20 protein-coding genes and 1 pseudogene are annotated in these 22,808 nt (G+C 72.7%); 15 read left to right on the top strand and 6 right to left on the bottom strand.

Translation table 11 applies throughout. The annotated features are described in order from the left end of the window. The first annotated feature begins 49 nt into the window (after positions 1-49). Positions 50-1,138 carry an ABC transporter permease gene (locus tag AC2RP6_RS09935; protein ID WP_486445889.1) on the top strand — a complete coding sequence of 363 codons (1,089 nt, stop codon included), beginning with the start codon at positions 50-52 and terminating at the stop codon, positions 1,136-1,138. Continuing rightward, positions 1,135-1,825, top strand: a pseudogene (locus AC2RP6_RS09930) (ABC transporter ATP-binding protein). Before AC2RP6_RS09935 ends, AC2RP6_RS09930 begins: the two are co-directional and overlap by 4 nt. 132 nt (positions 1,826-1,957) lie before the next feature. Here the strand turns inward: AC2RP6_RS09930 and AC2RP6_RS09925 are convergent. Beyond that, entirely contained in the window at positions 1,958-2,761 is an 804-nt protein-coding gene (locus AC2RP6_RS09925) for an IclR family transcriptional regulator (RefSeq protein ID WP_486445888.1), read from the bottom strand. A 336-nt stretch (positions 2,762-3,097) separates the two neighbouring features. On the opposite strand from AC2RP6_RS09925, the gene allB reads away from it, so the two are divergent. Both allB and alc read left to right on the top strand, forming a co-directional pair. Continuing rightward, the gene (gene allB, locus AC2RP6_RS09920; protein ID WP_486450275.1) at positions 3,098-4,432 is read left to right on the top strand and encodes an allantoinase AllB; all 1,335 of its coding nucleotides are present in this window, start codon (positions 3,098-3,100) and stop codon (positions 4,430-4,432) included. Between the two features lie 3 nt (positions 4,433-4,435). Next, positions 4,436-5,554 carry an allantoicase gene (alc, locus tag AC2RP6_RS09915; protein WP_486445887.1) on the top strand — a complete coding sequence of 373 codons (1,119 nt, stop codon included), beginning with the start codon at positions 4,436-4,438 and terminating at the stop codon, positions 5,552-5,554. 263 nt (positions 5,555-5,817) lie between these two features. Here alc and AC2RP6_RS09910 read toward each other — a convergent pair whose 3' ends face one another. The 3 genes from AC2RP6_RS09910 to AC2RP6_RS09900 form a co-directional block, all read right to left on the bottom strand. Next, the gene (locus tag AC2RP6_RS09910; RefSeq protein ID WP_486445886.1) at positions 5,818-6,315 is read right to left on the bottom strand and encodes a GNAT family N-acetyltransferase; all 498 of its coding nucleotides are present in this window, start codon (positions 6,313-6,315) and stop codon (positions 5,818-5,820) included. A 943-nt stretch (positions 6,316-7,258) separates the two neighbouring features. Further along, positions 7,259-7,999, bottom strand: a complete 741-nt coding sequence (locus AC2RP6_RS09905; protein ID WP_486445885.1) for an SDR family oxidoreductase — start codon at positions 7,997-7,999, stop codon at positions 7,259-7,261. A 181-nt stretch (positions 8,000-8,180) separates the two neighbouring features. Next, entirely contained in the window at positions 8,181-9,605 is a 1,425-nt protein-coding gene (locus AC2RP6_RS09900; protein ID WP_486445884.1) for a hypothetical protein, read from the bottom strand. Between the two features lie 446 nt (positions 9,606-10,051). Here AC2RP6_RS09900 and AC2RP6_RS09895 point away from each other — a divergent pair, with 446 nt between their 5' ends. Further along, the gene (locus AC2RP6_RS09895; protein WP_486445883.1) at positions 10,052-10,825 is read left to right on the top strand and encodes a barstar family protein; all 774 of its coding nucleotides are present in this window, start codon (positions 10,052-10,054) and stop codon (positions 10,823-10,825) included. 563 nt (positions 10,826-11,388) lie between these two features. Further along, positions 11,389-12,006, top strand: coding sequence for a dihydrofolate reductase family protein (locus tag AC2RP6_RS09890; protein ID WP_486445882.1), 618 nt, complete (start codon positions 11,389-11,391; stop codon positions 12,004-12,006). A 1,178-nt stretch (positions 12,007-13,184) separates the two neighbouring features. Here AC2RP6_RS09890 and AC2RP6_RS09885 read toward each other — a convergent pair. Next, positions 13,185-13,553, bottom strand: a complete 369-nt coding sequence (locus AC2RP6_RS09885; RefSeq protein WP_486445881.1) for a hypothetical protein — start codon at positions 13,551-13,553, stop codon at positions 13,185-13,187. A gap of 111 nt (positions 13,554-13,664) precedes the next feature. Between AC2RP6_RS09885 and AC2RP6_RS09880 the strand changes: the two genes are divergently transcribed. Then, positions 13,665-14,642, top strand: coding sequence for a DMT family transporter (locus AC2RP6_RS09880; protein ID WP_486445880.1), 978 nt, complete (start codon positions 13,665-13,667; stop codon positions 14,640-14,642). Positions 14,643-14,705: 63 nt separating this feature from the next. Here the strand turns inward: AC2RP6_RS09880 and AC2RP6_RS09875 are convergent, their stop codons facing one another. Next, the gene (locus AC2RP6_RS09875) at positions 14,706-15,719 is read right to left on the bottom strand and encodes a Gfo/Idh/MocA family protein (RefSeq protein WP_486445879.1); all 1,014 of its coding nucleotides are present in this window, start codon (positions 15,717-15,719) and stop codon (positions 14,706-14,708) included. Between the two features lie 253 nt (positions 15,720-15,972). Between AC2RP6_RS09875 and AC2RP6_RS09870 the strand changes: the two genes are divergently transcribed. The 8 genes from AC2RP6_RS09870 (at position 15,973) to AC2RP6_RS09835 (ending at position 22,726) form a co-directional block, all read left to right on the top strand. Continuing rightward, the gene (locus tag AC2RP6_RS09870) at positions 15,973-16,983 is read left to right on the top strand and encodes a sugar ABC transporter substrate-binding protein (protein WP_486445878.1); all 1,011 of its coding nucleotides are present in this window, start codon (positions 15,973-15,975) and stop codon (positions 16,981-16,983) included. After that, a complete protein-coding gene (locus tag AC2RP6_RS09865; RefSeq protein ID WP_486445877.1) occupies positions 16,980-18,014 on the top strand; it encodes an ABC transporter permease in 1,035 nt (344 codons plus the stop codon). Before AC2RP6_RS09870 ends, AC2RP6_RS09865 begins: the two co-directional genes overlap by 4 nt. Beyond that, positions 17,981-18,943, top strand: a complete 963-nt coding sequence (locus AC2RP6_RS09860) for an ATP-binding cassette domain-containing protein (protein WP_486445876.1) — start codon at positions 17,981-17,983, stop codon at positions 18,941-18,943. The genes AC2RP6_RS09865 and AC2RP6_RS09860 overlap by 34 nt, the downstream gene beginning before the upstream one ends. Then, positions 18,940-20,112 (top strand): ROK family glucokinase, encoded by a 1,173-nt coding sequence (locus AC2RP6_RS09855; RefSeq protein WP_486445875.1) that lies wholly within the window; start codon positions 18,940-18,942, stop codon positions 20,110-20,112. The genes AC2RP6_RS09860 and AC2RP6_RS09855 overlap by 4 nt, the downstream gene beginning before the upstream one ends. After that, positions 20,109-20,702 (top strand): hypothetical protein, encoded by a 594-nt coding sequence (locus tag AC2RP6_RS09850; protein ID WP_486445874.1) that lies wholly within the window; start codon positions 20,109-20,111, stop codon positions 20,700-20,702. The genes AC2RP6_RS09855 and AC2RP6_RS09850 overlap by 4 nt, the downstream gene beginning before the upstream one ends. 40 nt (positions 20,703-20,742) lie before the next feature. Beyond that, the gene (locus AC2RP6_RS09845) at positions 20,743-21,375 is read left to right on the top strand and encodes an MBL fold metallo-hydrolase (RefSeq protein WP_486445873.1); all 633 of its coding nucleotides are present in this window, start codon (positions 20,743-20,745) and stop codon (positions 21,373-21,375) included. Positions 21,376-21,411: 36 nt separating this feature from the next. Continuing rightward, positions 21,412-22,197 carry an exodeoxyribonuclease III gene (locus tag AC2RP6_RS09840; protein ID WP_486445872.1) on the top strand — a complete coding sequence of 262 codons (786 nt, stop codon included), beginning with the start codon at positions 21,412-21,414 and terminating at the stop codon, positions 22,195-22,197. A gap of 88 nt (positions 22,198-22,285) precedes the next feature. Beyond that, on the top strand, positions 22,286-22,726 hold the full coding sequence (locus tag AC2RP6_RS09835) for a DUF6278 family protein (protein ID WP_486445871.1): 441 nt from the start codon (positions 22,286-22,288) through the stop codon (positions 22,724-22,726). Positions 22,727-22,808 lie beyond the last annotated feature (82 nt).

The following is a 22,808-nucleotide window of genomic DNA, read 5'->3' as shown; positions in this document are numbered from 1 at the left end:
TCCCGCGGCGCGATGCCCCGGTCCGTGGCGGCGCACCAGGGTGGGGGACATGTTCGTCGCATGGAGAGATCTACGGTTCGCCAAGGGCCGTTTCGCCCTGATGGGCTCGGTCGTGCTGCTGATCACGCTGCTGGTCGGCCTGCTGTCCGGGCTCACCGCCGGCCTGGCCCGGGAGAACGTCTCGGCCGTCACCGGCCTGCCCGCCTCGCACCTGGCCTTCGCCGCGCCCGGCGGGGACCGGAAGGTGTCGTTCACCGACTCGCAGGTGCCCGAGTCCGCGTGGCTGGCCTGGCGGGCGCAGCCCGGCGTGCGGTCGGCGGAGCCCCTCGGGATCCGCACCACCAACGCCCACTCGGGGGGTGGGCGGACCACCGCGGTCTCGGCCTTCGGTGTGGACCCGGCCGGCGGGCTCGCGCCGCCGGGAGCTGGCCCCTCGCGGGGCCGGGTGGTCCTGGCGGAGAAGGCGGCGGAGGAGCTGGGCGGACTCGCCGCCGGCGACGGGCTCCGGGTCGGCCCGCTGGACCTGACCGTGGCCGCCGTCGAGGGCACCGCGGCCTTCAGCCACACCCCGGTCGTCTGGATGGACCTGGACGACTGGCAGCGCATCGGCAATCCCGGCACCTCCGCCGGCACCCTGGCCACGGTCGTCGCCGTCTCCGGCAGCGGCCTGGACCTGGCGGCCGCCGACCGGGCCGCGGGGACCAGGGCGCAGACGGTCGACGAGGCCCTGGGCGCCATCGGCTCCTACCAGGCCGAGAACGGCTCGCTCCAGCTGATGCGGGGCTTCCTCTTCGCCATCTCGGCCCTGGTCGTCGGAGCGTTCTTCACGGTGTGGACGATCCAGCGCAGCGGGGACATCGCGGTCCTGAAGGCCCTGGGCGCCTCCACCCCGTACCTCCTGCGCGACGCGCTCGGCCAGGCCGTGGTGATGCTCGCCCTCGGCACCGGGCTGGGCACCGCGCTCGCCGCCGGCCTCGGCGCGCTCATCGGCGGCGGTGACGTGCCCTTCGTCCTCGACGCCGCCACGGTCCTCCTCCCCGCCGCGGTCATGATCGCGCTCGGTGCGCTGGGCGCCGCCCTGTCCGTCCGGCGGATCACCGCCGTCGACCCGCTGACCGCCCTCGGGAGCGCCCGATGACCCTCCTCGTCCACGACGCCACGCTCACCTACCCCGACGGGGAGGGCCGGGCTCACCGCGCTCGACGCGGTCGGCCTGGAGGTGCCCGCCGGAACCCTGACGGCGGTCATCGGACCCTCCGGCTCCGGCAAGTCCTCCCTGCTCGCGGTCGCCGCCACCCTCGTCACCCCCGACAGCGGCCGGGTCGTCGTCGCGGGCGTGGACACCACGGGACTCGGCCCCGCCGAGAAGGCGGCGCTGCGCCGGGAGGAGATCGGCATCGTCTTCCAGCAGCCGAACCTGCCGGCCTCGCTGACCGCCGCCGAACAGCTCCAGGTCATGGCGCACCTGGCGGGCCGGCCCGCGAAGGCGCTGCGCCGGCGGGCGCTGGAGCTGCTGGCGGCGGTGGGCCTGGCCGACAAGGCCGACAAACGCCCCCACCAGCTCTCCGGCGGTCAGCGCCAGCGCGTCAACATCGCCCGCGCGCTGATGAACGAGCCCGCCGTCCTGCTGGTGGACGAGCCGACCAGCGCCCTCGACCACGAGCGGGGCGCGGCCGTGCTGGACCTGCTGGTCACCCTGACGCGCGAGCGGTCCACGGCCACGGTGCTGGTCACCCACGACCACGCCCACCTGGAGCGGATGGACCGGACGGCGACGATGGCCGACGGCCGGCTGACGGCGTCGGAGGTGCTGCGGGAGCCCTGAGCCGGGAGGCAGGGCCCGCCGCGGGTACGGCAGGGCCCGCGGTACGGCAGGGCCCGCGGTACGGCAGGGCCCCGGCGCCCCTCGCGACGCGGGGGAGGCACCGGGGCCCTGCCGTACGGCGTTCCGTACCGCTTACGCCGGGCTCTGGTTGGCCAGTGCCACGGACAGCTCGTCGGCGACGTTCTGCAGGATCGGGACGAAGGACTCGGCCACGGCCTCGGTGACCCGGCCGGCCGGGCCGGAGATGGAGATCGCGGCGGCGGTCGGCGAGTTCGGCACCGACACGGCCAGGCAGCGGACTCCTATCTCCTGCTCGTTGTCGTCGACCGCGTAGCCGGCCCGGCGGACCTGCTCCAGCGCCTCCAGGAAGCCCTCGGGCGTGGTGATGGTCTTCTCGGTCGCCGCCGGCATGCCGGTGCGCGCGAGGAGGGCCCGTACCTCGTCGGCCGGGGTGTGGGCGAGGAGGGCCTTGCCCACACCGGTGGAGTGCGGCAGCACCCGGCGGCCGACCTCGGTGAACATGCGCATCGAGTGCTTCGACGGCACCTGGGCGACATAGACGATCTCGTCCCCGTCGAGGAGGGCCATGTTCGCCGTCTCGCCGGTCTCCTCGACCAGCCGGGCGAGGTAGGGGCGGGCCCAGGTGCCCAGGAGGCGCGACGCGGACTCGCCGAGGCGGATCAGCCGGGGGCCGAGCGAGTACCGTCGGTTGGGCTGCTGGCGTACGTACCCGCACGCCACCAGCGTGCGCATCAGGCGGTGGATCGTGGGCAGGGGCAGGCCGCTGGCGGCGGAGAGTTCGCTCAGTCCGACCTCGCCCCCGGCGTCGGCCATACGTTCGAGCAGATCGAAGGCGCGCTCAAGGGACTGGACGCCACCGCTGGCGGCAGGGGTCTTTGAGGAAGCGTCGGTGGTGCTGGCGCTGGACGTCGGCACGGCGCGGTCCTTTCGGTGCTGGCAGGCAAGGGAGCAGCCTACCCGGCGGGCGGCGTCGGCCCCAGTGCTGGGGTGCGGGCCGTCGCTGCCGGTCAGAGGTGGTTTGTCCTGGTGGCGGACGTCCTCGTGAAGTTGTCCGCCCGACTCCCGTGGTGGTAGCTACATTCTGTATCCCGAAATCTTAATTCCATCCTGTGGAAACATCCAATTGCGGTCCCGGTGCGTCAGCGGTCCGTCCGGGCGCTCTTGACTGCTCCCGGATCGCCGGGAAGACTCCGTCAACAGAACGTTGAATTTCGCTCTGTGGAAGTAGATGGGGAGGTTCCGGTGGCCGACGTGGCTGTGGAACTGGTACTGCGCTCGACGCGCGTCATCACCCCCGAGGGGACGCGCGCCGCCTCGGTCGCCGTCGCCGGCGGGAAGATCACGGCCGTGCTGGCACACGACGCCGAGGTACCGGCCGGAGCCCGGCTGGAGGACTTCGGCGACGACGTCCTGCTCCCCGGCCTGGTCGACACCCACGTCCACGTGAACGACCCGGGCCGCACCGAGTGGGAGGGCTTCTGGACGGCCACCCGCGCCGCCGCGGCCGGCGGCATCACCACGATCCTCGACATGCCGCTCAACTCCCTCCCGCCCACCACCACGGTCGACAACCTGCGCGTCAAGCAGGAGGTGGCCCGCGCCAAGGCGCACGTGGACGTCGGTTTCTGGGGCGGCGCCCTCCCGGACAACGTCAAGGACCTGGCCCCGCTGCACGACGCCGGCGTCTACGGCTTCAAGTGCTTCCTGTCGCCCTCTGGCGTGGACGAGTTCCCCGAGCTCGACCAGGAACAGCTCGCCACCTCCCTCGCGGAGATCACCGGCTTCGGCGGGCTGCTGATCGTGCACGCCGAGGACCCCCACCACCTCGACGCCGCCCCCGTCGTCCCGGGCCCCAAGTACGCCGACTTCCTGGCCTCGCGGCCGCGCGACGCCGAGAACACCGCCATCGGCAACCTGATCGCGCAGGCGAAGCGCCTGAACGCGCGCGTCCACGTCCTGCACCTGTCGTCCTCGGACGCGCTGCCGCTGATCGCCGCCGCCAAGGCCGAGGGCGTCAAGATCACCGTCGAGTCCTGCCCGCACTACCTCACCCTCACCGCCGAGGAAGTGCCCGACGGCGCCAGCGAGTTCAAGTGCTGCCCGCCCATCCGCGAGGCCGCCAACCAGGACCTCCTCTGGGACGCGCTCGCCGACGGCACCATCGACTGCATCGTCTCCGACCACTCGCCCTCGACCGCGGACCTGAAGACCAGCGACTTCTCCACCGCGTGGGGCGGCATCTCCTCCCTCCAGCTCGGCCTGCCCGCCATCTGGACCGAGGCCCGCCGCCGCGGCCGGACCCTGGAGGACGTCGTCCGCTGGATGTCCGCCGCCCCGGCCGCCCTGGCCGGGCTGGCGCAGAAGGGCGCGATCGAGGCCGGCCGCGACGCCGACTTCGCCGTGCTCGCCCCCGAAGAAACGTTCACCGTGGACCCGGCCGAACTCCACCACCGCAACCGGGTCACGGCGTACGCGGGCAAGACCCTGCACGGCGTCGTGAAGTCCACCTGGCTGCGCGGCACGCAGATCGCCGACCACGGCACCCCGACCGAGCCCACGGGCCTCCTCCTCGAAAGGCAGAACTGACCAGTGGCGATTGAATCCTTCACCGGCAACGCGAACCCGTACGGGGGCGGCGACCCGTACGCGGACTACCGCACCGCGGAGTTCCCCTTCACCCAGTACGCGAACCTCGCCGCCCGTGAGCTGGGCGCCGGTGTCATCGCCGCCAACGACGAGTTCTTCGCCCAGCGCGAGAACCTGCTGATCTCCGAGGCCGCGCACTTCGACCCCGAGGACTTCGGCCACAAGGGCAAGGTCATGGACGGCTGGGAGACCCGCCGCCGCCGCGGCGTCTCCGCCACCCAGCCCTGGCCCACCCCCGAGGACCACGACTGGGCCCTCGTACGCCTCGGCGCCCCCGGCGTCATCCGCGGCATCGTCGTCGACACCGCCCACTTCCGCGGCAACATGCCGCAGGCCGTCTCCATCGAGGCCACCAACTGGGAGGGCGCCCTCGCGCCGACCCCGGAGGAGCTCCAGGGCGACGACGTGAAGTGGACGACCGTCGTCCCCCGCACGCCCGTCGGCGGTCACGCCGCCAACGGCTTCGAGGTCGACGCCGAGCAGCGCTTCACGCACCTGCGCGTCAACCAGCACCCCGACGGTGGCATCGCCCGCCTGCGCGTCTACGGCGAGGTCCTGCCCGACCCCAAGTGGCTCGCCGCGCTCGGCTCCTTCGACGTGGTGGCCCTGGAGAACGGCGGCTCCGTCCAGGACGCCTCCAACCGCTTCTACTCGCCGCCGACCAACACCATCAACCCGGGCCGCTCCCGCAAGATGGACGACGGCTGGGAGACCGCCCGCCGCCGCGACAACGGCAACGACTGGATCCGCTACCAGCTCGTCACCGAGTCGGAGATCCGCGCCGTCGAGATCGACACCGCCTACCTCAAGGGCAACTCGGCCGGCTGGGCCTCCCTGTCGGTGAAGACGGGCGAGGAGGGCGAGTGGCAGGAGTTCCTGCCGCGCACCCGCCTGCAGCCCGACACCAACCACCGCTTCGTCCTGGACACCCCCGCGGTCGGCACGCACGTGCGCATCGACATCTTCCCGGACGGCGGCTTCTCCCGCCTGCGCCTCTTCGGCTCGCTGACGGAGGCCGGCGCGGCCGCGCTGACCGCCCGCCACCAGGAGCTGGGCGGCTGACCCCGCACCCGTGACCGCCCCGGGGGCCGACACCCCCGGGGCCGCACGCCCCTCAGGGGCGCACCGCCCACCGGTGCGCCCCTGAGGCGGTTCCGCGGAACGGACCCGGGCCGGCGAAGACGAGCTGCGCCGGGCGCGGGGCGAGGTGCTGATCCGGGCGACGGCGGGGCCCTGCGGCCAGGGCCCACCGGACCGGGTCGATCGTGCCCGCGAAGACCCCTCCTGCGCGGTGGGTCCGGCACCACCCGGCCCGCCCTGCGGGCCTACTCTGCCGACACTCCGTGGTCGGCGGCCGGGGCGACGGCCAGGGCCGCCACGACCTCCTCGTCCTCGAACTCGCCGGTGGGCACGAAGCCCAGGTCGGCGTAGAGGCGGGCGGCGGGCAGGTTGTCCGGGTGGTACGACAGCCGGATCTCCCGGCAGGACGGCAGCGCGCCCAGCCGCCCGATCAGGGCCCGCACCGCGGCCCGGCCCACGCCCCGCCCCTGCTCGGCGGCGTCGACGATCATGCCGCCGATCCAGTGCGCGCCGCCCTCCTCGTCGTACGCCCACATCACGTGCCCGACCACCGCGTCGCCGGCCCGGACGGCGAGGGAGTTCCACACGCCGCCGCGCATCGAGAGCAGCAGGTACCGGGCGCCGAGCGCGGCGACGAACCGCCGCTGGTCGTCGGCGGGCGCGACGTCGGCGACGTCCCGCCAGTTCCCGTCGGTGACCTCGTCGAGCACCACGCACCGGCCCTGCCGATCGGTGAAGTCCACGCTTCCCCCCGCCCGTTCGTCCTGTCGATCAAGCTGAGCATAAGGTCGCGGCACCCGACCCCGCGCACCAGAAACCGCCCGCCGCCGGCCCTGCGCGGCGCGGGCGGCGTGCCCCTACTCCGCGGCACCCTGCGCACGGCGCGCCGCGCCCACTCCGCGGCCCCCCGCGGCGGGCGGGGCGGTGTGCCCCGGCACCCTGCGCAAGCGCGGGCGGCGTGCCCCTACTCCGCAGCGCCCTGCGCACAGCGCGGCGGGCCCGCCGTCGCGCGGACGACGCCCCCGCTCCGCGGCCCCCCGCGGCGGGCGGTGCGCCCCGGCACCCTGCGCGAGCGCGGGCGGTGTGCCCCTACTCCGCGGCACCCTGTGCAAGCGCCGCCGCGCGGACGCCGCCCCCACACTCCGCGGCCCCCCGCGGCGGGCGGTGTGGCCCTGTCACCCGGGCGGTGTGCCCCCTACTCCGCGGCGCCCTGTGCACGGCGCAGCGCGCCCCGGCACCCTGCGCAAGCGCGGGCGGTGTGCCCCTGCTCCGCGGCGCCCTGTGCACGGCGCAGCGCGCGCCCCGGCACCCTGCGCGAGCGCGGGCGCCCCAACTTCGCGGCATCCCGCGGCGGGCGGTGTGCCCCTACTCCGCGGCACCCTGCGCACAGCGCGGTGCGCCCGGGGGAGGGGCATGACCGCCGCTCGGCGGGGCTGCCCCCCCCCGGCCGGGCCGCCCGCTCCTGGGCCTCCGCGCGGCAGTTGGCGCGGGGGCCCGCCTCACCACTTTGCTCGGCGGGCCGTGCGGGCCGTCTCGGACCGGCCGAGGTGCACCGGCGGCGCCCCGCGAGCCACCGCGTGACGGGCGGAGGCCGGGCCTCCCAGCCCGCCCGCAGGACACCACGACGGCGCCCCTCCGAAGGGGCAAGGAGCCCCCGGCCCCGTCCGTCCGCACGCCCGGCGAGGGCTACGCCGCGTGGCCGCCGTCCACCGCGAACTCCGCGCCCGTGATGTAGCCCGCCCCGGGGCCGGCGAGGAAGGCCACCACGTCCGCGACCTCCTCCGCCTTCCCGAACCGCCCGACCGCCGTCATCGCCGCCTGCGGGGCCGCGTACGGACCGTCCGCCGGGTTCATGTCGGTGTCGACCGGCCCCGGATGCACGACGTTCGCGGTGATCCCGCGCCCGCCGAGCTCGCGCGCCAGGGCCTTCGTCAGCCCGATGGTCGCGGCCTTGCTCGTGGCGTAGAGCACCCCGCCCGGCCCGGGCACCCGCTGCGCCATGCAGCTGCCGATGGTGATGATCCGGCCGCCCTCCCGCATCCGCGCCGCGGCCGCCTGGGCCGCGAGGAACGCGCCGCGCACGTTGACGCCGAGCACCCGGTCGACGTCGCCCGCCTCCACCGCCTCCATCGGCCCGACCGCCCCGACCCCGGCGTTGTTGACCAGCACGTCGAGCCGCCCGAAGCGCCGTACGGTCTCCCCGACGGCGTTCGCGACCTCCGCCGCGTCCCCCGCATCGGCCCGCAGCGCGACCGCCCGCCGCCCGAGCGCCTCCACCGCCTTCACCACGCGTCCCGCCGCTTCCGCGTCGCTGACGTACGTGATCGCCACGTCCGCCCCGTTGCCGGCGAGCCGCACGGCGACGGCCGCCCCGATCCCCCGGCTTCCCCCGGTCACCAGCGCCACCGCGTTCCTGTTGCTGCCCATGTCGTTCCTCCCGCATCGAATGGTTGCTGCTTCAATCAAATCCTCTGGGGGCCCAGCGCCGCTGGCGGGAATCCGACCTGGCATTCCGCGCGGGGGAGGGACGCAGAACGGGGAACGACGGAGCGCCCCGCCAGGAGTGATCTCCTGGCAGGGCGCTCGGAGCTGAGGCTCTCCGTTCCGACTACCCGATCGTCAGGAAGGTGTTCCAGCCGTCCTCGTCACGGCCGGTGGGGCCGCCGACGGCGCTGGTGCCGCCCATGTAAAGCCACTGGTTCCCATTGGTCCCGACAGCCCAGATGTCGGGGATCCCGTCACCGTTGGCATCGGGGGTCCCCAGAATCATCGGTATCGCGGCACGACCCCACCCGGTACCGGCGTAGGCGTAGTCCTGACCGCCCAGGGCACTCGCCCCGTCCTTCAGGGAGACGAGGTCGACGCCGCCGTTCGCGCCCGGCTTCCCCTTGCGCAGGACGAGGCCGCGGTTGGGGTTGGCGTTGTCGCGGTAGAGCAGGTCGGGGACCTTGTCGCCGGAGATGTCCCGGACGCCGACGATGTCGCGGGACTCCCAGACCGTGTTGGCCACCTGCTTGTACGAGGCGAAGCTGGCACCCGAGTATCCCGAGAACATCCACACCACGTCGCCGGCGATGGCGAACAGGTCGGGAGATCCGTCACCGTCGACGTCCTCGCTGACGACGATCTGGCGGAAGGTCGCCGGGTCCGGTGCGTTGACGGGCAGCAGGATCTCCATGCGCCTGCCGACGTCGAACTGGCCGGTGCCGATGCCCGGGTATACGTACATCTTGCCGTCCGGCATCCGCGCGATCACGTCGGTCAGGCCGTCGCCCGGGAACCAGTCGGTGGAGTGACCGATGAGCGCCGACTTCCCGGTGGTCGCGTCCTTCCAGTGGCCGCTGACGGGCGTGCCGTTGTCGAGGGTGGCGAAAAGGTGGGCGTCGGTGTCGCCGAGGGAGTCACCGGCGTAAGTGAGCAGGTCTCCCCGTGCGTTGACGGCCAGGACGTCGGGGTTGCCGTCACCGGTGACGTCGCCGGGCTTGTCCAGGCCGGGCCTGGCCTTGACGAGGAACTCGTAGGCGGTGTGGCCGGACACGTTGCCGGACTTGCTGACCGTACGCACGTAGAGGACGTTGGGACCCGTGGTGTCGACCTGCATCTTGACGGTCGCCTTGTCACTGGCATCCGGTGCGGCCTTCTTGTCGAACAGCGGACGGTTCAGGCTCCACTGGTACTCCTGGACGTCACCGGCTTTGGCGCCGTTTCCGGAGAGGTACAACGCCTGGTCCGGGGTGCCCGCCTCCTTGAGGCTCCAATCGGTGCCGTTGCCGCTGGGCGGGAAATCGGTGGAGGTGACAGCCGGGTTCGGCGGCACGCTGTGGCTGACCGTGAAGGTGCACCAGCCGCCGCCACCCGAGTCGAGGGGGCCACTGCCGGGCGACCACCAGCCGTCCTTGTCCTTGGCGCGGGCGAGCCACCAGTACTGCTTGCCGTCCTCGAACTTGTCGAAGGGCACCTCCGCGGTGACGAAGCCATCGCTGTTGACGCGGAGCATCTGGTTGTAGACGACGTTCCGGAATTGCTTGAGCACACCCGCGAAGTCCTGGCCCCCGGCGCGCGGGCACTGTCGGCCACCGAGTACCGCTGGCTGGCCAGCCGACTGGCTGAGGCCCTGACCGACGCGCTCCGGGTGGCCGAATACGACTTCTACCACCGCACCCACCCGCGTCACCCTCCGCGCCGAACCCGGCGCCTGGCAATGTGCCGACCCGCCGCTCGCGGCCCCTGTCGGCAGGAGCGGCGGCAACACACACGGATTTCCCCGCACAACCGAATCAGCGAAGCGCGCGGCCAAGTAAGGTCCGCATGCGCAGTCGGGTTTTCCGGGCTCGCCTGAATGGGAGGTTCCCGGGAAGGGCGATACGTACAGGATCGTCGGTCCGAACCGCTTCGGGGAGTATGGTTACACGGACCCGAAAGTCAAGTACGCTAAAATCACCGTCCTTCCGTCCTGTTGATTCGACGTGTCCAAGGTAGGTGGCGTTGTTGGTGAAATATCAAATTAGGTTCGAGGAAAGCGATACATCCGTCTTCGCTTGCGATCTGGAGGGGTTTTTTGTCGGGCGTTATAGCTACGACGACTTCGGCGCGTTCCTTGAGGCCGAGTACCCCCGACTCGCCTTCAGGCTCGTGCGCCCGACCCTGAACGCGCCGATTGCGACGCTTGGGGGTGACGTCGAGGTCCTGGTCCTCGACGCTGCAGGTCGGCCCATGGGGCGCTACGCCCTGTGGGGCGCCAAGCTAGCCCTCGGAAATGCGCCGGAAGATCTGGTCGTCACGGCGCAAATGGGGGTGCCTCCCCATGTCGAGGCTCGCAGCTTGTGGGACAGGTTCCGCGTGTCTCAACCGCGGCGTGGTGAATGGCGCACGCTTCAGGTCGGCGCCCGTGAGGCGTGGCTTGAAGTGGCCGGCCTCAGCTACGCGGAATCCGTCTCCGCGGGGCAGATTTCAGCTCCCCCTCGAGAGATCGATATGGGGGGTGACGACATCAAGGATGTCGCGAGTTTCTTTTGTGCCATCGGTGAGGCTTTCCGTGGTCCGGGAGGGTATATGGGGCAGACTTTTGCCGAATTGGAAGAGTCTCTTGCGGACTGCCTCCAAGGTGCCCCAGCTCGGCTTACCTGGCGGGACATTTCGGTCGCGCGTTCTTCCTTGTCTGCGGTAATGAATATTGCCGGTGGGTCGAGTTCCAAATTCGATTTGCTCCTTGAGGTTCTGTCAGAGAATAATGTGGACGTCATTCCTGGATAGAGCGCGTGCCTCCTGGGGGAGGGTGCTGGACACGATGTGGCCCACTGCCGTAGGGCTGCCACTGCCCGTGGGAGTTGCAGGACGGACACTCGCTGAGCAACCCCCATTTATGACCCCGATCTGGGCCGACTGGTAGGCCGCAGTCGCTTGTGTGGCTTATTGGGCTTGACGGGTAACAAGGAGCTCACCGGACTTCGTTATCGGTGGGCTCCTTGCGTTTCTTAACGCCAAGAGTTGAAGGCGGCGGTGCCGCTGCCGTGGTCGAGGTCCTACCGGCGCAGGCCGAGGAGTTCCTAGCGGAAGCGAGTTCGAACAGTGCACGGAGGCAGTGACTTTGGGGCGGTGACCGGGGTGTGGGCTTCGTCGGTGGTGAGGGTTCGCAGCGGCGGGGGCGGGTGCGGACGTGGCGGGCGATGTTGCGTGGGATCGCACCCTTGCGGACGGTGTTCGCCGGGTCCTTGGCACTGCGCCGATCGAGCCGTTGGGAGCGTGGCGGCGCGGTGAGTTCCGGTGGGGGCGGGAGTCTGAACCCGTAGGGACCATCGAGCGAGGAGCGCAGGGGCATGGCCGAGTTGACACTGACCAGTTTCGTGACGTTGGACGGCGTGATGCAGGCGCCGGGCGGGCCCGAGGAGGATCGCAGTGACGGGTTCGAGTACGGGGGGTGGGCCGCGCCCTACGTCGACGAGGGGATGGGGGAGTTCGTCACCGAGGTGTTCGCGCGGGCCGGGGCGTTCCTGCTCGGGCGGAAGACGTACGAGATCTTCGCCGGCTACTGGCCCGAGCACGACGAACCCGGCGACCCGGTGGCGGGCGGGCTGAACCGGCTGCCCAAGTACGTGGCCTCGACCACCCTCAAGGAGCCCGCCTGGGGGCCGGCCACCGTGCTCGACGGGGAGCACCTGCAGGGCGAGATCGTCCGGGTCAAGGACGCGTTGGACGGGGAGCTCCAGGTGCACGGCAGCGGGCAGCTCGCGCACTGGCTGCTGGCTCGGGACCTCGTCGACGAGATCAACCTGCTGGTGTTCCCCGTCGTGGTGGGCGCCGGGCGGCGGCTGTTCCCCACCGGCGGGCTGCCCACCGCCTACGAGCTGACGGCCTCTCGTGCGACGCCGTCGGGGATGACCATCCAGACGTACCGGCCGACCGGCCGCGCGACGTTCGGCACGGTGGGGGCTTGACCGGGTTTCATCCGGGCGGCCGCCGCCGGGACCGGTGGTCGAGCCTGTCGGTGGAGTGGCGGTCGCCCCGGCGACGTGCGGTGGCGGGCGGCTGCCGGGGCGCGGCGAGGAGACGGGTCGGCTCGTGGTCGTAGCGGGCTTCGGTGCCGCCGTGGGCCGGACGGTGCGCGCGATCGGCCGACCTGGTTTCGCAGTGCTGGTTCCAGAGGGCGAGGTTCGGGCGTCGTGTGCGGTCCGCAGCGGCGGCCTCGCGCGTCGGTCGTAGCTGCTACTTGTCGGCCCGCGACCGCGGTGGCAGCGTCGGTGCGGACTGCCGTTCGACGCCGTCCGGGATGGCCGCCCACACCTGCCGGCCGACCGCCGACCGGGATGGCGCGCGCCTTCGAGCACCTCGAACCGCTCGACCAGGCGGCGCCGGAGCCTGCGGCGAGTCCGCCCGCGGGCCGCGCCGGGCGGCCCGGTCGGTCCGGCAGGAGCCGCGGGGCGCGCGTCGTAAGGCGCCGTGGGTGGCTGACCGGCTCCGCCCGGCTGGACGTCACGGGGACCAGTGGTCGAGCCCGTCGCTGCGGCGGCCGTGTGCTGCCCGATGGTCCGTAGGGCAGGCCCAGCCGGCCTCGTAGCGCTGGGGTCTGAGCGGGTGGCGCCTCGCCCGCCGGCCGTATGCGGTACGCGGTACGCGGCACGCATAGGGCCGGTCGTGGCCCCCCCCGCAGGGGCCGTCGGCGGCGTCGGCCTGGCCGGCACGCCCCCCGGAAGGGGCCGCCACCGCGGGGGGTGTCGGACATGCGTCCGCGCGGGTCGCCAGCGGTGTCGGCCAGTCTTCGCGCAGGCAGTCTGCGGCGTCGGCCTCGCCCGCACCGCCCCCGGATGTGGCACGGCGTCCGGGGCCGTCGGCCGGGTCCCCGCGCGGGTCGTCGGGGCGCCGGCCTCTCCCGCCCCCCCCCGGAAGCGGCACCGCCGCCGGGGGCGTCGGCCATGCCCCCGCGCGGGCCGTCGGTGGCGTCGCCCGGGCCCGCACCGCCCCCGGATGTGGCACGGCGTCCGGGGCCGTCGGCCAGGTCCCCGCGCGGGCCGTCGGCGGCGTCTGCCCCGCCCGCACGCCTTCCCCGGAAGCGGCACGGCCGTCGGGGCCGTCGGCCCGGGACGGGCGGGGCTGCGGGTCGGGCTCTCCGGCGCTTCTAGCGCCGGTCCAGGGCCAGTTGGACCACGCGGCCCTCGCGGAGGACCAGGAGGTCCGGGGCCTCATGTGCGTGGTGGCGGATGCGGCCGACCGGGCCCGGCGGGCGGATGTACGGGGTGAGGAGGAGCAGGAGGTCCTCCAGGGCCGGGAGCTGCTCCTCGTGGATCTCCTGGCGGGCCGTCAGGGCCCAGCCGTCGTGCTCCGCCGGGCCGAACGCGCCGACGAGCATGCCGCCGACCTGCCACGCCGGGCCCCGCGGGGCGAGCAGGCCGTCCCCCGTCAGGTGGGCCCGCACCTGCGCGAGTACGGCCTCGGGCGTGCTGTCGAGCAGGTCGAACGCCAGGTCCACGGCGTAAAGATCAGCCATGGGCCCGATGCTACGGGTCGGAGGCGGACGGCCCGGAAACAGGGCGCACCGCATGATCGGCTCCGGTACGGTGTGCCCCGCAACCGTGCGAGCCGTCGATGTCTCCACCTCATGACGACCCGTGGGAGACATCCGGTGACCGTCGCCACGCCCGCCACGCCCGCCACGCCCGCCACGCCCGCCACGTCCCCCCTGCGCGCCGCCCCCCGCCGGGCCTGGTCCGGTGATCTGCCCGTGCTGGCCGTCGCCGTCGTGTGGGGCGCGAGCTACCTCGCCGCCAAGGGGATCACCACCGCGCACACCGTGATCGCCGTGCTCGTGCTGCGGTTCGCGCTCGTGCTGCCCGTGCTGGTCGTCGCCGGACGGGCGCGACTGCGCGCCCTCACCCCCGCCCAGCTGCGCGGCGCGGGGCTGCTGGGGCTCGTACTCGGCGGGATCTTCCTGCTGGAGACTTACGGGGTCGTCCACACCTCCGCCACCAACGCCGGGCTGATCATCAGCCTGACCATGATCTTCACGCCCCTCGCCGAGGCCGCGGTCCGGCGGACGGCGCCCTCCGCGGGATTCCTCGGGGCCGCCGCCGCCTCCGTCCTCGGCGTCGTGCTGCTCACCCAGGGGGCCGGGTTCAGCGCGCCCGGCCTCGGTGACCTGCTCATCCTCGGCGCCGCGCTCGCCCGGACCCTGCACGTGCTGCTGATGGCCCGGGTCGAGGCCGTCCAGGACGCCGACTCGCTGTCCCTGACCACCGTGCAGCTCGGTGCCGCCGTGCTCGTGTTCGCCCTGCTGGCCGCCCTGCCCGGGACCGGCGCCACCCCGTGGGCCGCCGCGGCGGACTTCGGCCCCGCGCAGTGGGCGGGCCTGGCGTTCCTGTCCGTCTTCTGCACCCTCTTCGCCTTCTTCGTGCAGATGTGGGCCGTACGGCGTACCTCGCCCTCCCGGGTCAGCCTGCTGCTCGGCACGGAGCCCCTGTGGGCCGCCGTCGCCGGAATCGCCGTCGGCGGGGAGCACCTGGGGCCGATCGGGTACGCCGGGGCCGTGCTGGTCCTCGTCGGGACCGCATGGGGGCGGCGGGCCGTCACCCCGTCCTGAGCGTGGCCGGAAAGCGCCGCAGCCAGCCGGCGATCACCGTCATAGGGTGACCGGATGCCCTGCTCACCGATCCGGCAGGTCCGGGAGCTCCTCCAGCCGGACCCGGCGCCGCTCCCGCCGCGACAGCTCGCAGGCCTCCGCCACCCGCAGCGCGGCCAGCGCCTCGCGCCCGTCGCAGGGGTTGTCCGTCTCGCCCCGCACCTGGCGGACGAAGGCGTCCAGCTCGGCCTCGTACGCCGGACCGAAGCGTTCCAGGAAGCCGGTCCACGGCTTGCTCGCCGGCGGCGGCCCGTTCGGCTCGGTCGAGGCGATCGGCGTCCGGTCGTCCAGCCCGGCGGAGACCTGGTCGCGCTCCCCGGCGAGCTCCATCCGTACGTCGTAGCCGACGCCGTTGCACCGGGTCCCGGTGGCCGTGACCAGGGTGCCGTCGTCCAGGGTGAGCACCGCCGCGGCCGTGTCGACGTCACCCGTCTGCCGGAACTGCGGCGGACCGGCGTCGGACCCGGCCGCGTACACCTCCACCACCTCGTGGCCGGTCACCCACCGCACCATGTCGAAGTCGTGGACCATGCAGTCCCGGTACAGGCCGCCCGAGGTCGCCAGGTAGTCGGCGGTGGGCGGCGCCGGGTCCGCCGTCACCGTCCGTACGGTGTGCAGCCGGCCCAGCGCGCCCGAGCGGACCAGCTCCCGGGCCGTGCGGTAGCCGGCGTCGAAGCGGCGCATGAAGCCCACCTGGAGCAGCCCGCCCAGGGCCGCCACCTCGCGCAGCACCGACAGCGTGCGGTTCAGGTCGGGGGCGACCGGCTTCTCGCAGAACACCGGGAGGCCGCCGCGTACCGCCCGTACGACCAGTTCCGCGTGCCCGTCGGTGGAGGAGGCCACGACCACCGCGTCCACGCCCCAGGTGAAGACCTGCTCCACGGAGGGCGCGGCGGTGGCCCCGAGCCGGTCGGCGAGGCGTGCCGCCCGCGCGGGATCGGCGTCGGCGAGCAGGAGCGAGCCCGCCTCCGGATGGCGGGCGAGCGTCGCCGCGTGGAACGACCCGATCCGGCCAGTTCCGATGAGCCCGATGCGCATGGACTCAACCTGGCCCCGCCGGGGGAACCTGTCAATCCGCTCGCATCGGATCCGCGATCCGCGTGCGCTGATCTGCGATCCCGTCGTGTCGGTCTGCGCATGCATGCCCCGATGGCCCTTCATGGTCCACTGTGGCGGATACTGGGCGGCTGAAACCGGAATGACCGAATGATGACGGACGGCATGACAGCCGGGACGACGGACGGCATGACAGCCGGGACGACTGAGACGGACGAGGGAAGGGCGCGGCGACGTGGCTAGGGTTCGGACAGGGGTACGCGTCGTGGGCGCCGTGCTCGCGGCGGTACTGGGAGCCTCGCTCGCGGGTTGCAGCAGTACCGGCGGCAAGCGCGCCGAGGAGCGGGCGAAGGCCGCCGAGGCGGGCCGGCCCGCCGTCTCCACCCCGCGCTGGACCTTCGCGATGGTGACCCACGCGGGTGACGGCGACACCTTCTGGGACATCGTCCAGAAGGGCGCCAAGGAAGCCGCGGCCAAGGACAACATCAACTTCGTCTACGCCCACGACGACCAGGCCCAGCAGCAGGCACAGTTCGTGCAGAACGCCATCGACCAGAAGGTCGACGGGATCATCGTCAGCCTGGCCAAGCCGGAGGCCCTCAAGGACGTCGTCGGCAAAGCCGTCAAGGCGGGCATCCCGGTGGTCACGGTCAATTCCGGATCCGCCCAGTCCGCCGCCTACGGGGCGCTCACCCACATCGGCCAGGACGAGGAGATCGCGGGCGAGGCGGTCGGCACCGAGCTGAACAAGCGCGGCCGCAAGAAGACGATCTGCGTCCTGCACGAGCAGGGCAACGTCGGGCACGAACAGCGCTGCGCCGGCGCCCGGAAGACCTTCTCCGGGACCATGGAGAACCTGTACGTCGAGGGCACCAACATGCCGTCCGTCCAGGCGGCCATCCAGGCCAAGCTCCAGGCGGACCCGTCGGTCGACGCGATCCTCACCCTCGGCGCGCCGTTCGCCCCCACCGCCGTCAAGGCCAAGGAGGCGGCCGGCAGCGAGGCCGAGGTCGACACCTTCGACCTCAACGACTCCGTGGCCCGCGACCTCAAGGCCGGCGCCCTCGGCTTCGCCGTGGACCAGCAGCCCTACCTGCAGGGGTACGAGGCCGTCGACCTGCTCTGGCTCTACCGCTACAACGCCGACGTGCTCGGCGGCGGCCGCCCCGTGCTCACCGGTCCCCAGATCGTCACCGCCGCCGGGGCCGCCGAACTGGAGGAGTACATCAAGCGGGGCAGCCGATGAGCGCCGCCACCGCCGTCGACGAGCGGCTCGCGCCGGCCTCCCTCGTCCGCAGGCTGCTCGGGCGCCCCGAGCTGGGCGCGGTCGTGGGAGCCGTCGCCGTCTTCGTCTTCTTCTCCGTCGCCGCCCCCACCTTCCTGCAGGCCTCCAGCCTCAGCACGATCCTGTACTCGGCCTCCACCATCGGGATCATGGCCGTGCCCGTGGCCCTGCTGATGATCGGCGGCGAGTTCGACCTCTCCGCCGGTGTCATGGTCACGACCTCGGCGCTGGTGAGCTCGATGTTCAGCTACCAGATGACCGCGAACGTCTGGGTCGGCGTCGCCGTGTCCCTGCTGGTCACGCTGGCCATCGGCTTCTTCAACGGCTTCATGCTGACCCGCACCAAGCTGCCCAGCTTCATCATCACGCTCGGCACCTTCCTGATGCTGACCGGCCTGAACCTGGGCTTCACCAAACTGATCAGCGGCACCGTCTCCACCAAGTCCATCGCCGACATGGAGGGCTTCCCCTCCGCCCGCGCCCTCTTCGCCTCGAAGTGGGACATCGGCTCGGTCACCCTCCAGATCACCGTCCTGTGGTGGCTGGCCCTGGTCGCCGTGGCCACCTGGATCCTGCTGCGCACCCGCGCCGGAAACTGGATCTTCGCCGTCGGCGGCGGGGCCGACGCGGCCCGCGCCGTCGGCGTGCCCGTCGTGAAGACCCGTATCGGCCTGTACATGGGCGTCGCCCTGTGCGCCTGGATCTCCGGCCAGCACATCCTCTTCTCGTTCGACGTCGTCCAGTCGGGCGAGGGCGTCGGCAACGAGTTCCTGTACATCATCGCGGCGGTCATCGGCGGCTGCCTGATGACCGGCGGCTACGGCTCCGCCATCGGCTCGGCGGTCGGCGCCTTCATCTTCGGCATGACCAGCAACGGCATCGTGTACGCCCAGTGGAACCCCGACTGGTTCAAGTTCTTCCTCGGCGCGATGCTCCTGCTGGCCACGCTGCTCAACGCATGGGTCCGCAAGCGGGCGGAGGCGAGCAAGTGACCACCACCAAGACGACCGCCACAGGCCCGGCCGGCCCGGCCGCGCTGGTGAGGCTGACGGGCGTCAGCAAGTACTACGGCAACATCCGCGCCCTCCAGGACGTCTCCCTGGAGGTCTCCGCGGGCGAGATCACCTGCGTCCTCGGCGACAACGGCGCCGGCAAGTCCACCCTCATCAAGATCATCGCAGGGTTGCACCGGCACGACGCCGGCACCTTCGAGATCGAGGGCGAGGAGACCGTCCTCGCCAACCCGCGCGCCGCCCTCGACCGCGGCATCGCCACCGTCTACCAGGACCTCGCCGTCGTCCCGCTCATGCCCGTCTGGCGCAACTTCTTCCTCGGCTCCGAGCCCACGAAGGGCCGCGGCCCGCTGCGCCGCCTCGACGTGGAGCTCATGCGCCGGACCACCCGCGCCGAACTGCTGCGCATGGGCATCGACCTGCGCGACGTCGACCAGCCCATCGGCACCCTGTCCGGCGGCGAGCGGCAGTGCGTGGCCATCGCCCGCGCGGTCCACTTCGGGGCGAAGGTCCTCGTGCTCGACGAGCCGACCGCGGCCCTCGGCGTCAAACAGTCCGGCGTGGTCCTGAAGTACGTCGCGGCGGCCCGCGACGCCGGCCTCGGTGTGGTCCTGATCACCCACAACCCGCACCACGCCCACCTCGTGGGGGACCGTTTCGTCCTCCTCAAGCGCGGCACCATGGCGGGCAGTCACACCCGTGACTCGGTCACGCTCGACGAACTCACCCGCCAGATGGCGGGCGGCTCCGAGCTCGACGAGCTGAGCCACGAACTGGAGCGGGTGGCAGAATCGGGGACGGGCGTCACGGACGCCGCGGCCCGCGGAGCCGGCCGCACCGGACCGGCGGGCGCGGCCGACGAGGCTTCCCGCACCACCCCATCCACGAGGGACGACACGACTCGATGAGCACGTACCGGGACTTCACGCTCACCCACCGGGGGTCGGCGCGAGGCACCGTCCTGCGCACCATCGGAACCCGTGAGCGGCGGTCGCACCTGACCGCCCCGCGCGTCCCGACCGTCGGCATCGACATCGGCGGCACCAAGGTGATGGCCGGCGTCGTCGACGCCGACGGAATCATCCTGGAGAAGATCCGCACCGAGACCCCGGACAAGTCCAAAAGCCCCAAGGTCGTCGAGGACACCATCGTCGAACTGGTCCTGGACCTCTCCGACCGGCACGACGTGCACGCCGTCGGCATCGGCGCGGCCGGCTGGGTCGACGCCGACCGCTCCCGGGTCCTCTTCGCACCCCATCTGGCCTGGCGCGACGAGCCCCTGCGCGACGCCCTCCAGTCCCGGCTGGCCGTCCCGGTCATGGTCGACAACGACGCCAACACCGCCGCCTGGGCGGAATGGCGCTTCGGCGCCGGGCGCGGCGAGGACCACCTCGTCATGATCACGCTCGGCACCGGCATCGGCGGGGCCATCCTCGAAGGCGGCCAGGTCAAGCGGGGCCGGTACGGGGTGGCCGGCGAGTTCGGCCACATGCAGGTCGTCCCCGGCGGCCACCGCTGCCCCTGCGGCAACCGCGGCTGCTGGGAGCAGTACAGCTCCGGCAACGCCCTGGTGCGCGAGGCCCGCGAGCTGGCCGCCGCCGACTCCCCGGTCGCGTACAACATCATCGCCAAGGTCGGCGGGAACGTCTCGGAGATCACCGGACCGCTCATCACCGAGCTGGCCCGCGAGGGCGACGCCATGTGCGTCGAACTGCTCCAGGACATCGGCCAGTGGCTCGGCGTCGGCATCGCCAACCTCGCCGCCGCCCTCGACCCCTCCTGCTTCGTCATCGGCGGCGGCGTCAGCGCCGCCGACGACCTGCTGATCGGCCCCGCCCGGGACGCCTTCCGCCGCCACCTCACCGGCCGCGGCTACCGCCCCGAGGCACGCATCGCCAAGGCCCAGCTCGGCCCCGAGGCGGGCATGGTCGGCGCCGCCGACCTCGCCCGGCTCGTCGCCCGTCGCTTCCGCCGCGCCACCCGCCGGCGGGTCGAGCGCTACGAGCGCTACGCGCAGCTGGGCCAGCTCGGCCGCCGGCGCGAGACCGCAGCCCCCGAGGACCAGGACCCTTCGTGAACCCGCCCACCCTGCCCCACCAGGCCTCCGCCCCCGACGAGGGCGGCACTCCGCCGCCCACCCCCGAGGACCGCAGGCACGTCGTCAAGCGCCGCTGGATCACCGCGATCATCATCGTGCTGCTGATCGGCGTCCCCGCGGGCTACCTGGCGATCTCCACCCAGCAGAGCCGGGAGAGCGGCCGCGACAAGGCCGCCAAGGTCGGCGCGTCGAAGGTGCGCCCCGGCTGGCCCTCCAAGGTGCAGCGCAGCATCTACGAGGTGCCGATCCCGGCGAAGGCCTGGAAGGTCGGGTTCCTGGAGACCAACAACTGGCGCACCAGCCGGCTCTTCACCCAGTTCGCGGTCACCCCGGCCGACCTGGACGCCTTCCTCGCCTCCGTCGGCACCAGCCGCGACGCGCTGGTCGCCGGCGACGTCACGATCTCCCCGCACGACGCGGAGGTCGCCGGCTGGAGCTGGAGCCCGCGCGCCCTCTGGTACGGCACCACCCTGGAGCAGGCCGACCCGCGCCCCAGCCGCGACATCACCGTCGACCTCACGGACCCCGGGAAGCCCAAGGTCTACGTCGTCTCCACGACCACCCCCTGACCGCCCCCGGCCGGGTCCGTCCCGCGGCTAGCCTGGGATCATGAAGCTCACCAAGCGGCTGCACTCCTGCGTCCAGTTGGAGAAGGACGGGCGCACGCTCGTCATCGACCCGGGCGCCTTCAGCGAACCGGACGCGGGCCTCGGGGCGGACGCCCTGCTGGTCACGCACGAACACCCCGACCACTTCGACGAGGGCCGGCTGCGCGCCGCCCTCGACGCGTCCGCGGCGGCCGAGCTGTGGACCCTGCGCAGCGTCGCCGAACGGCTCGCCCCCGCCTATCCGGGCCGGGTGCACACGGTCGGCCACGGCGACACCTTCACCGCGGCCGGTTTCGAGGTGCAGGTGCACGGCGAGCTGCACGCCGTGATCCACCCGGACATCCCCCGGGTCACGAACGTCGGCTACCTCGTCGACGGGTCCCTCTTCCACCCCGGCGACGCGCTGACCGTGCCCGGCGTCCCGGTGGAGACCCTGATGGTGCCGGTGCACGCGCCCTGGAACAAGGTCTCCGAGGTGATCGACTACCTCCGCGAGGTGAAGCCGCGCCGGGCCCTGGACATCCACGACGCCTACCTCGCCGACCTCGCCCGGCCGATCTACGACGCGGCGCTGAACGCGCTGGGCGGCACCGACCACGGGCGGCTCACCGCGGGGGACAGCGCCGAGCTGTAACGGGCGCTGTCGGTGCCGGGCGGTAGGTTGGCAGGTATGCGTATCGCCACCTACAACGTCAACTCCATCACCGCCCGGCTGCCGCGCCTGCTCGCCTGGCTGGAGAGCTCCGGCACCGATGTCGTGTGCATCCAGGAGACCAAGTGCTCGGCGGAGCAGTTCCCGCACGAGCAGCTGCGCGAGCTGGGCTACGAGGCGGCGGTCAACGCCACCGGCCGCTGGAACGGCGTGGCCCTGCTCTCTCGGGTCGGCCTCGACGACGTGGTCACGGGGCTGCCGGGCGGACCCGACTACGAGGGCGTCCAGGAGCCCCGCGCGATCTCCGCCACCTGCGACGGGGTGCGGGTCTGGTCGGTGTACGTGCCCAACGGCCGCGAGGTCGAGCACGACCACTACGGCTACAAGCTGGACTGGTTCCGCTCCCTGGCCGCGGCCGTCGCCGAGGACGCGGCCGGACCGCGTCCCTTCGCGGTGCTCGGCGACTTCAACGTGGCCCCGACCGACGAGGACGTGTACGACCCGGCGGTCTTCGCCGGCCTGACCCACGTCACCCCGGCCGAGCGGGCCGCCCTGGAGGCGCTGCGCGACGTCGGCCTCTCCGACGTCTTCCCGCGGGCGCTGAAGTACGACCGCCCGTACACCTTCTGGGACTACCGGATGCTGGCCTTCCCCAAGAACAAGGGCATGCGCATCGACCTCGTCTACGGCAACGAGCCCTTCACCAAGGCCGTCACCGACGCCTACGTCGACCGCGAGGAGCGCAAGGGCAAGGGCGCCTCCGACCACGCACCGGTCGTCGTCGACCTGGACCTCGACCGCTAGGGAGTGTCCGGCGGCGCGGCCCCGATCGGGAAAACCGGTCAGGCGCGCCCTGTGGCCAGCGGCGGGTCCTGGTGCGACGCTGGGCGGTATGAACATCCCTTTCCTGGACAACTGGCTGAACCGGCGTGAAACGGAACAGGGTGCGGGGCTCGCCGCCGCCCTCGTGGACGACCCCGAGGGCGTCGCCGAGTTGTTCTCGGAGTGCGAGATGCTGCGGGTCCACGCGCGGGCGGCCGGGCTCGAACTCGACGGCAGCCCGGCCTCGTTGGAGGCACTCGACCAGCTCATGCCCCGCTGGCGACGCGACCCGGAGGTGGTGCCCTGGCTGGGGAACGACGCGGGCTTCTACCTCGGCACCGTGATCGTCCGGACGGTCGTGGGGACGGCCTGGAAGGTGTGGCCCAACGGCCAGCCCGTGATCCGGCTGGCCTCGGGCCGCGAGCTGAACGTGATCGAGTCGGGGGTGTCCTGGGCGATGACCGGTTCCCCCGAGCTCAGCCAGGCCTTCGCGGAGGCCTCCGAGGGCTGAGCGCCCCGCGCCCGTCCACGCTGCCCCGGGCGGGCGGCGTGTCGGGGTGAAGTGCCCTTGCGTGACTGGATAGTTTGCGCTG

Source organism: Streptomyces sp. WAC03905 (assembly GCF_057371075.1).
This window is presented reverse-complemented; position numbering and strand designations above follow the sequence as displayed.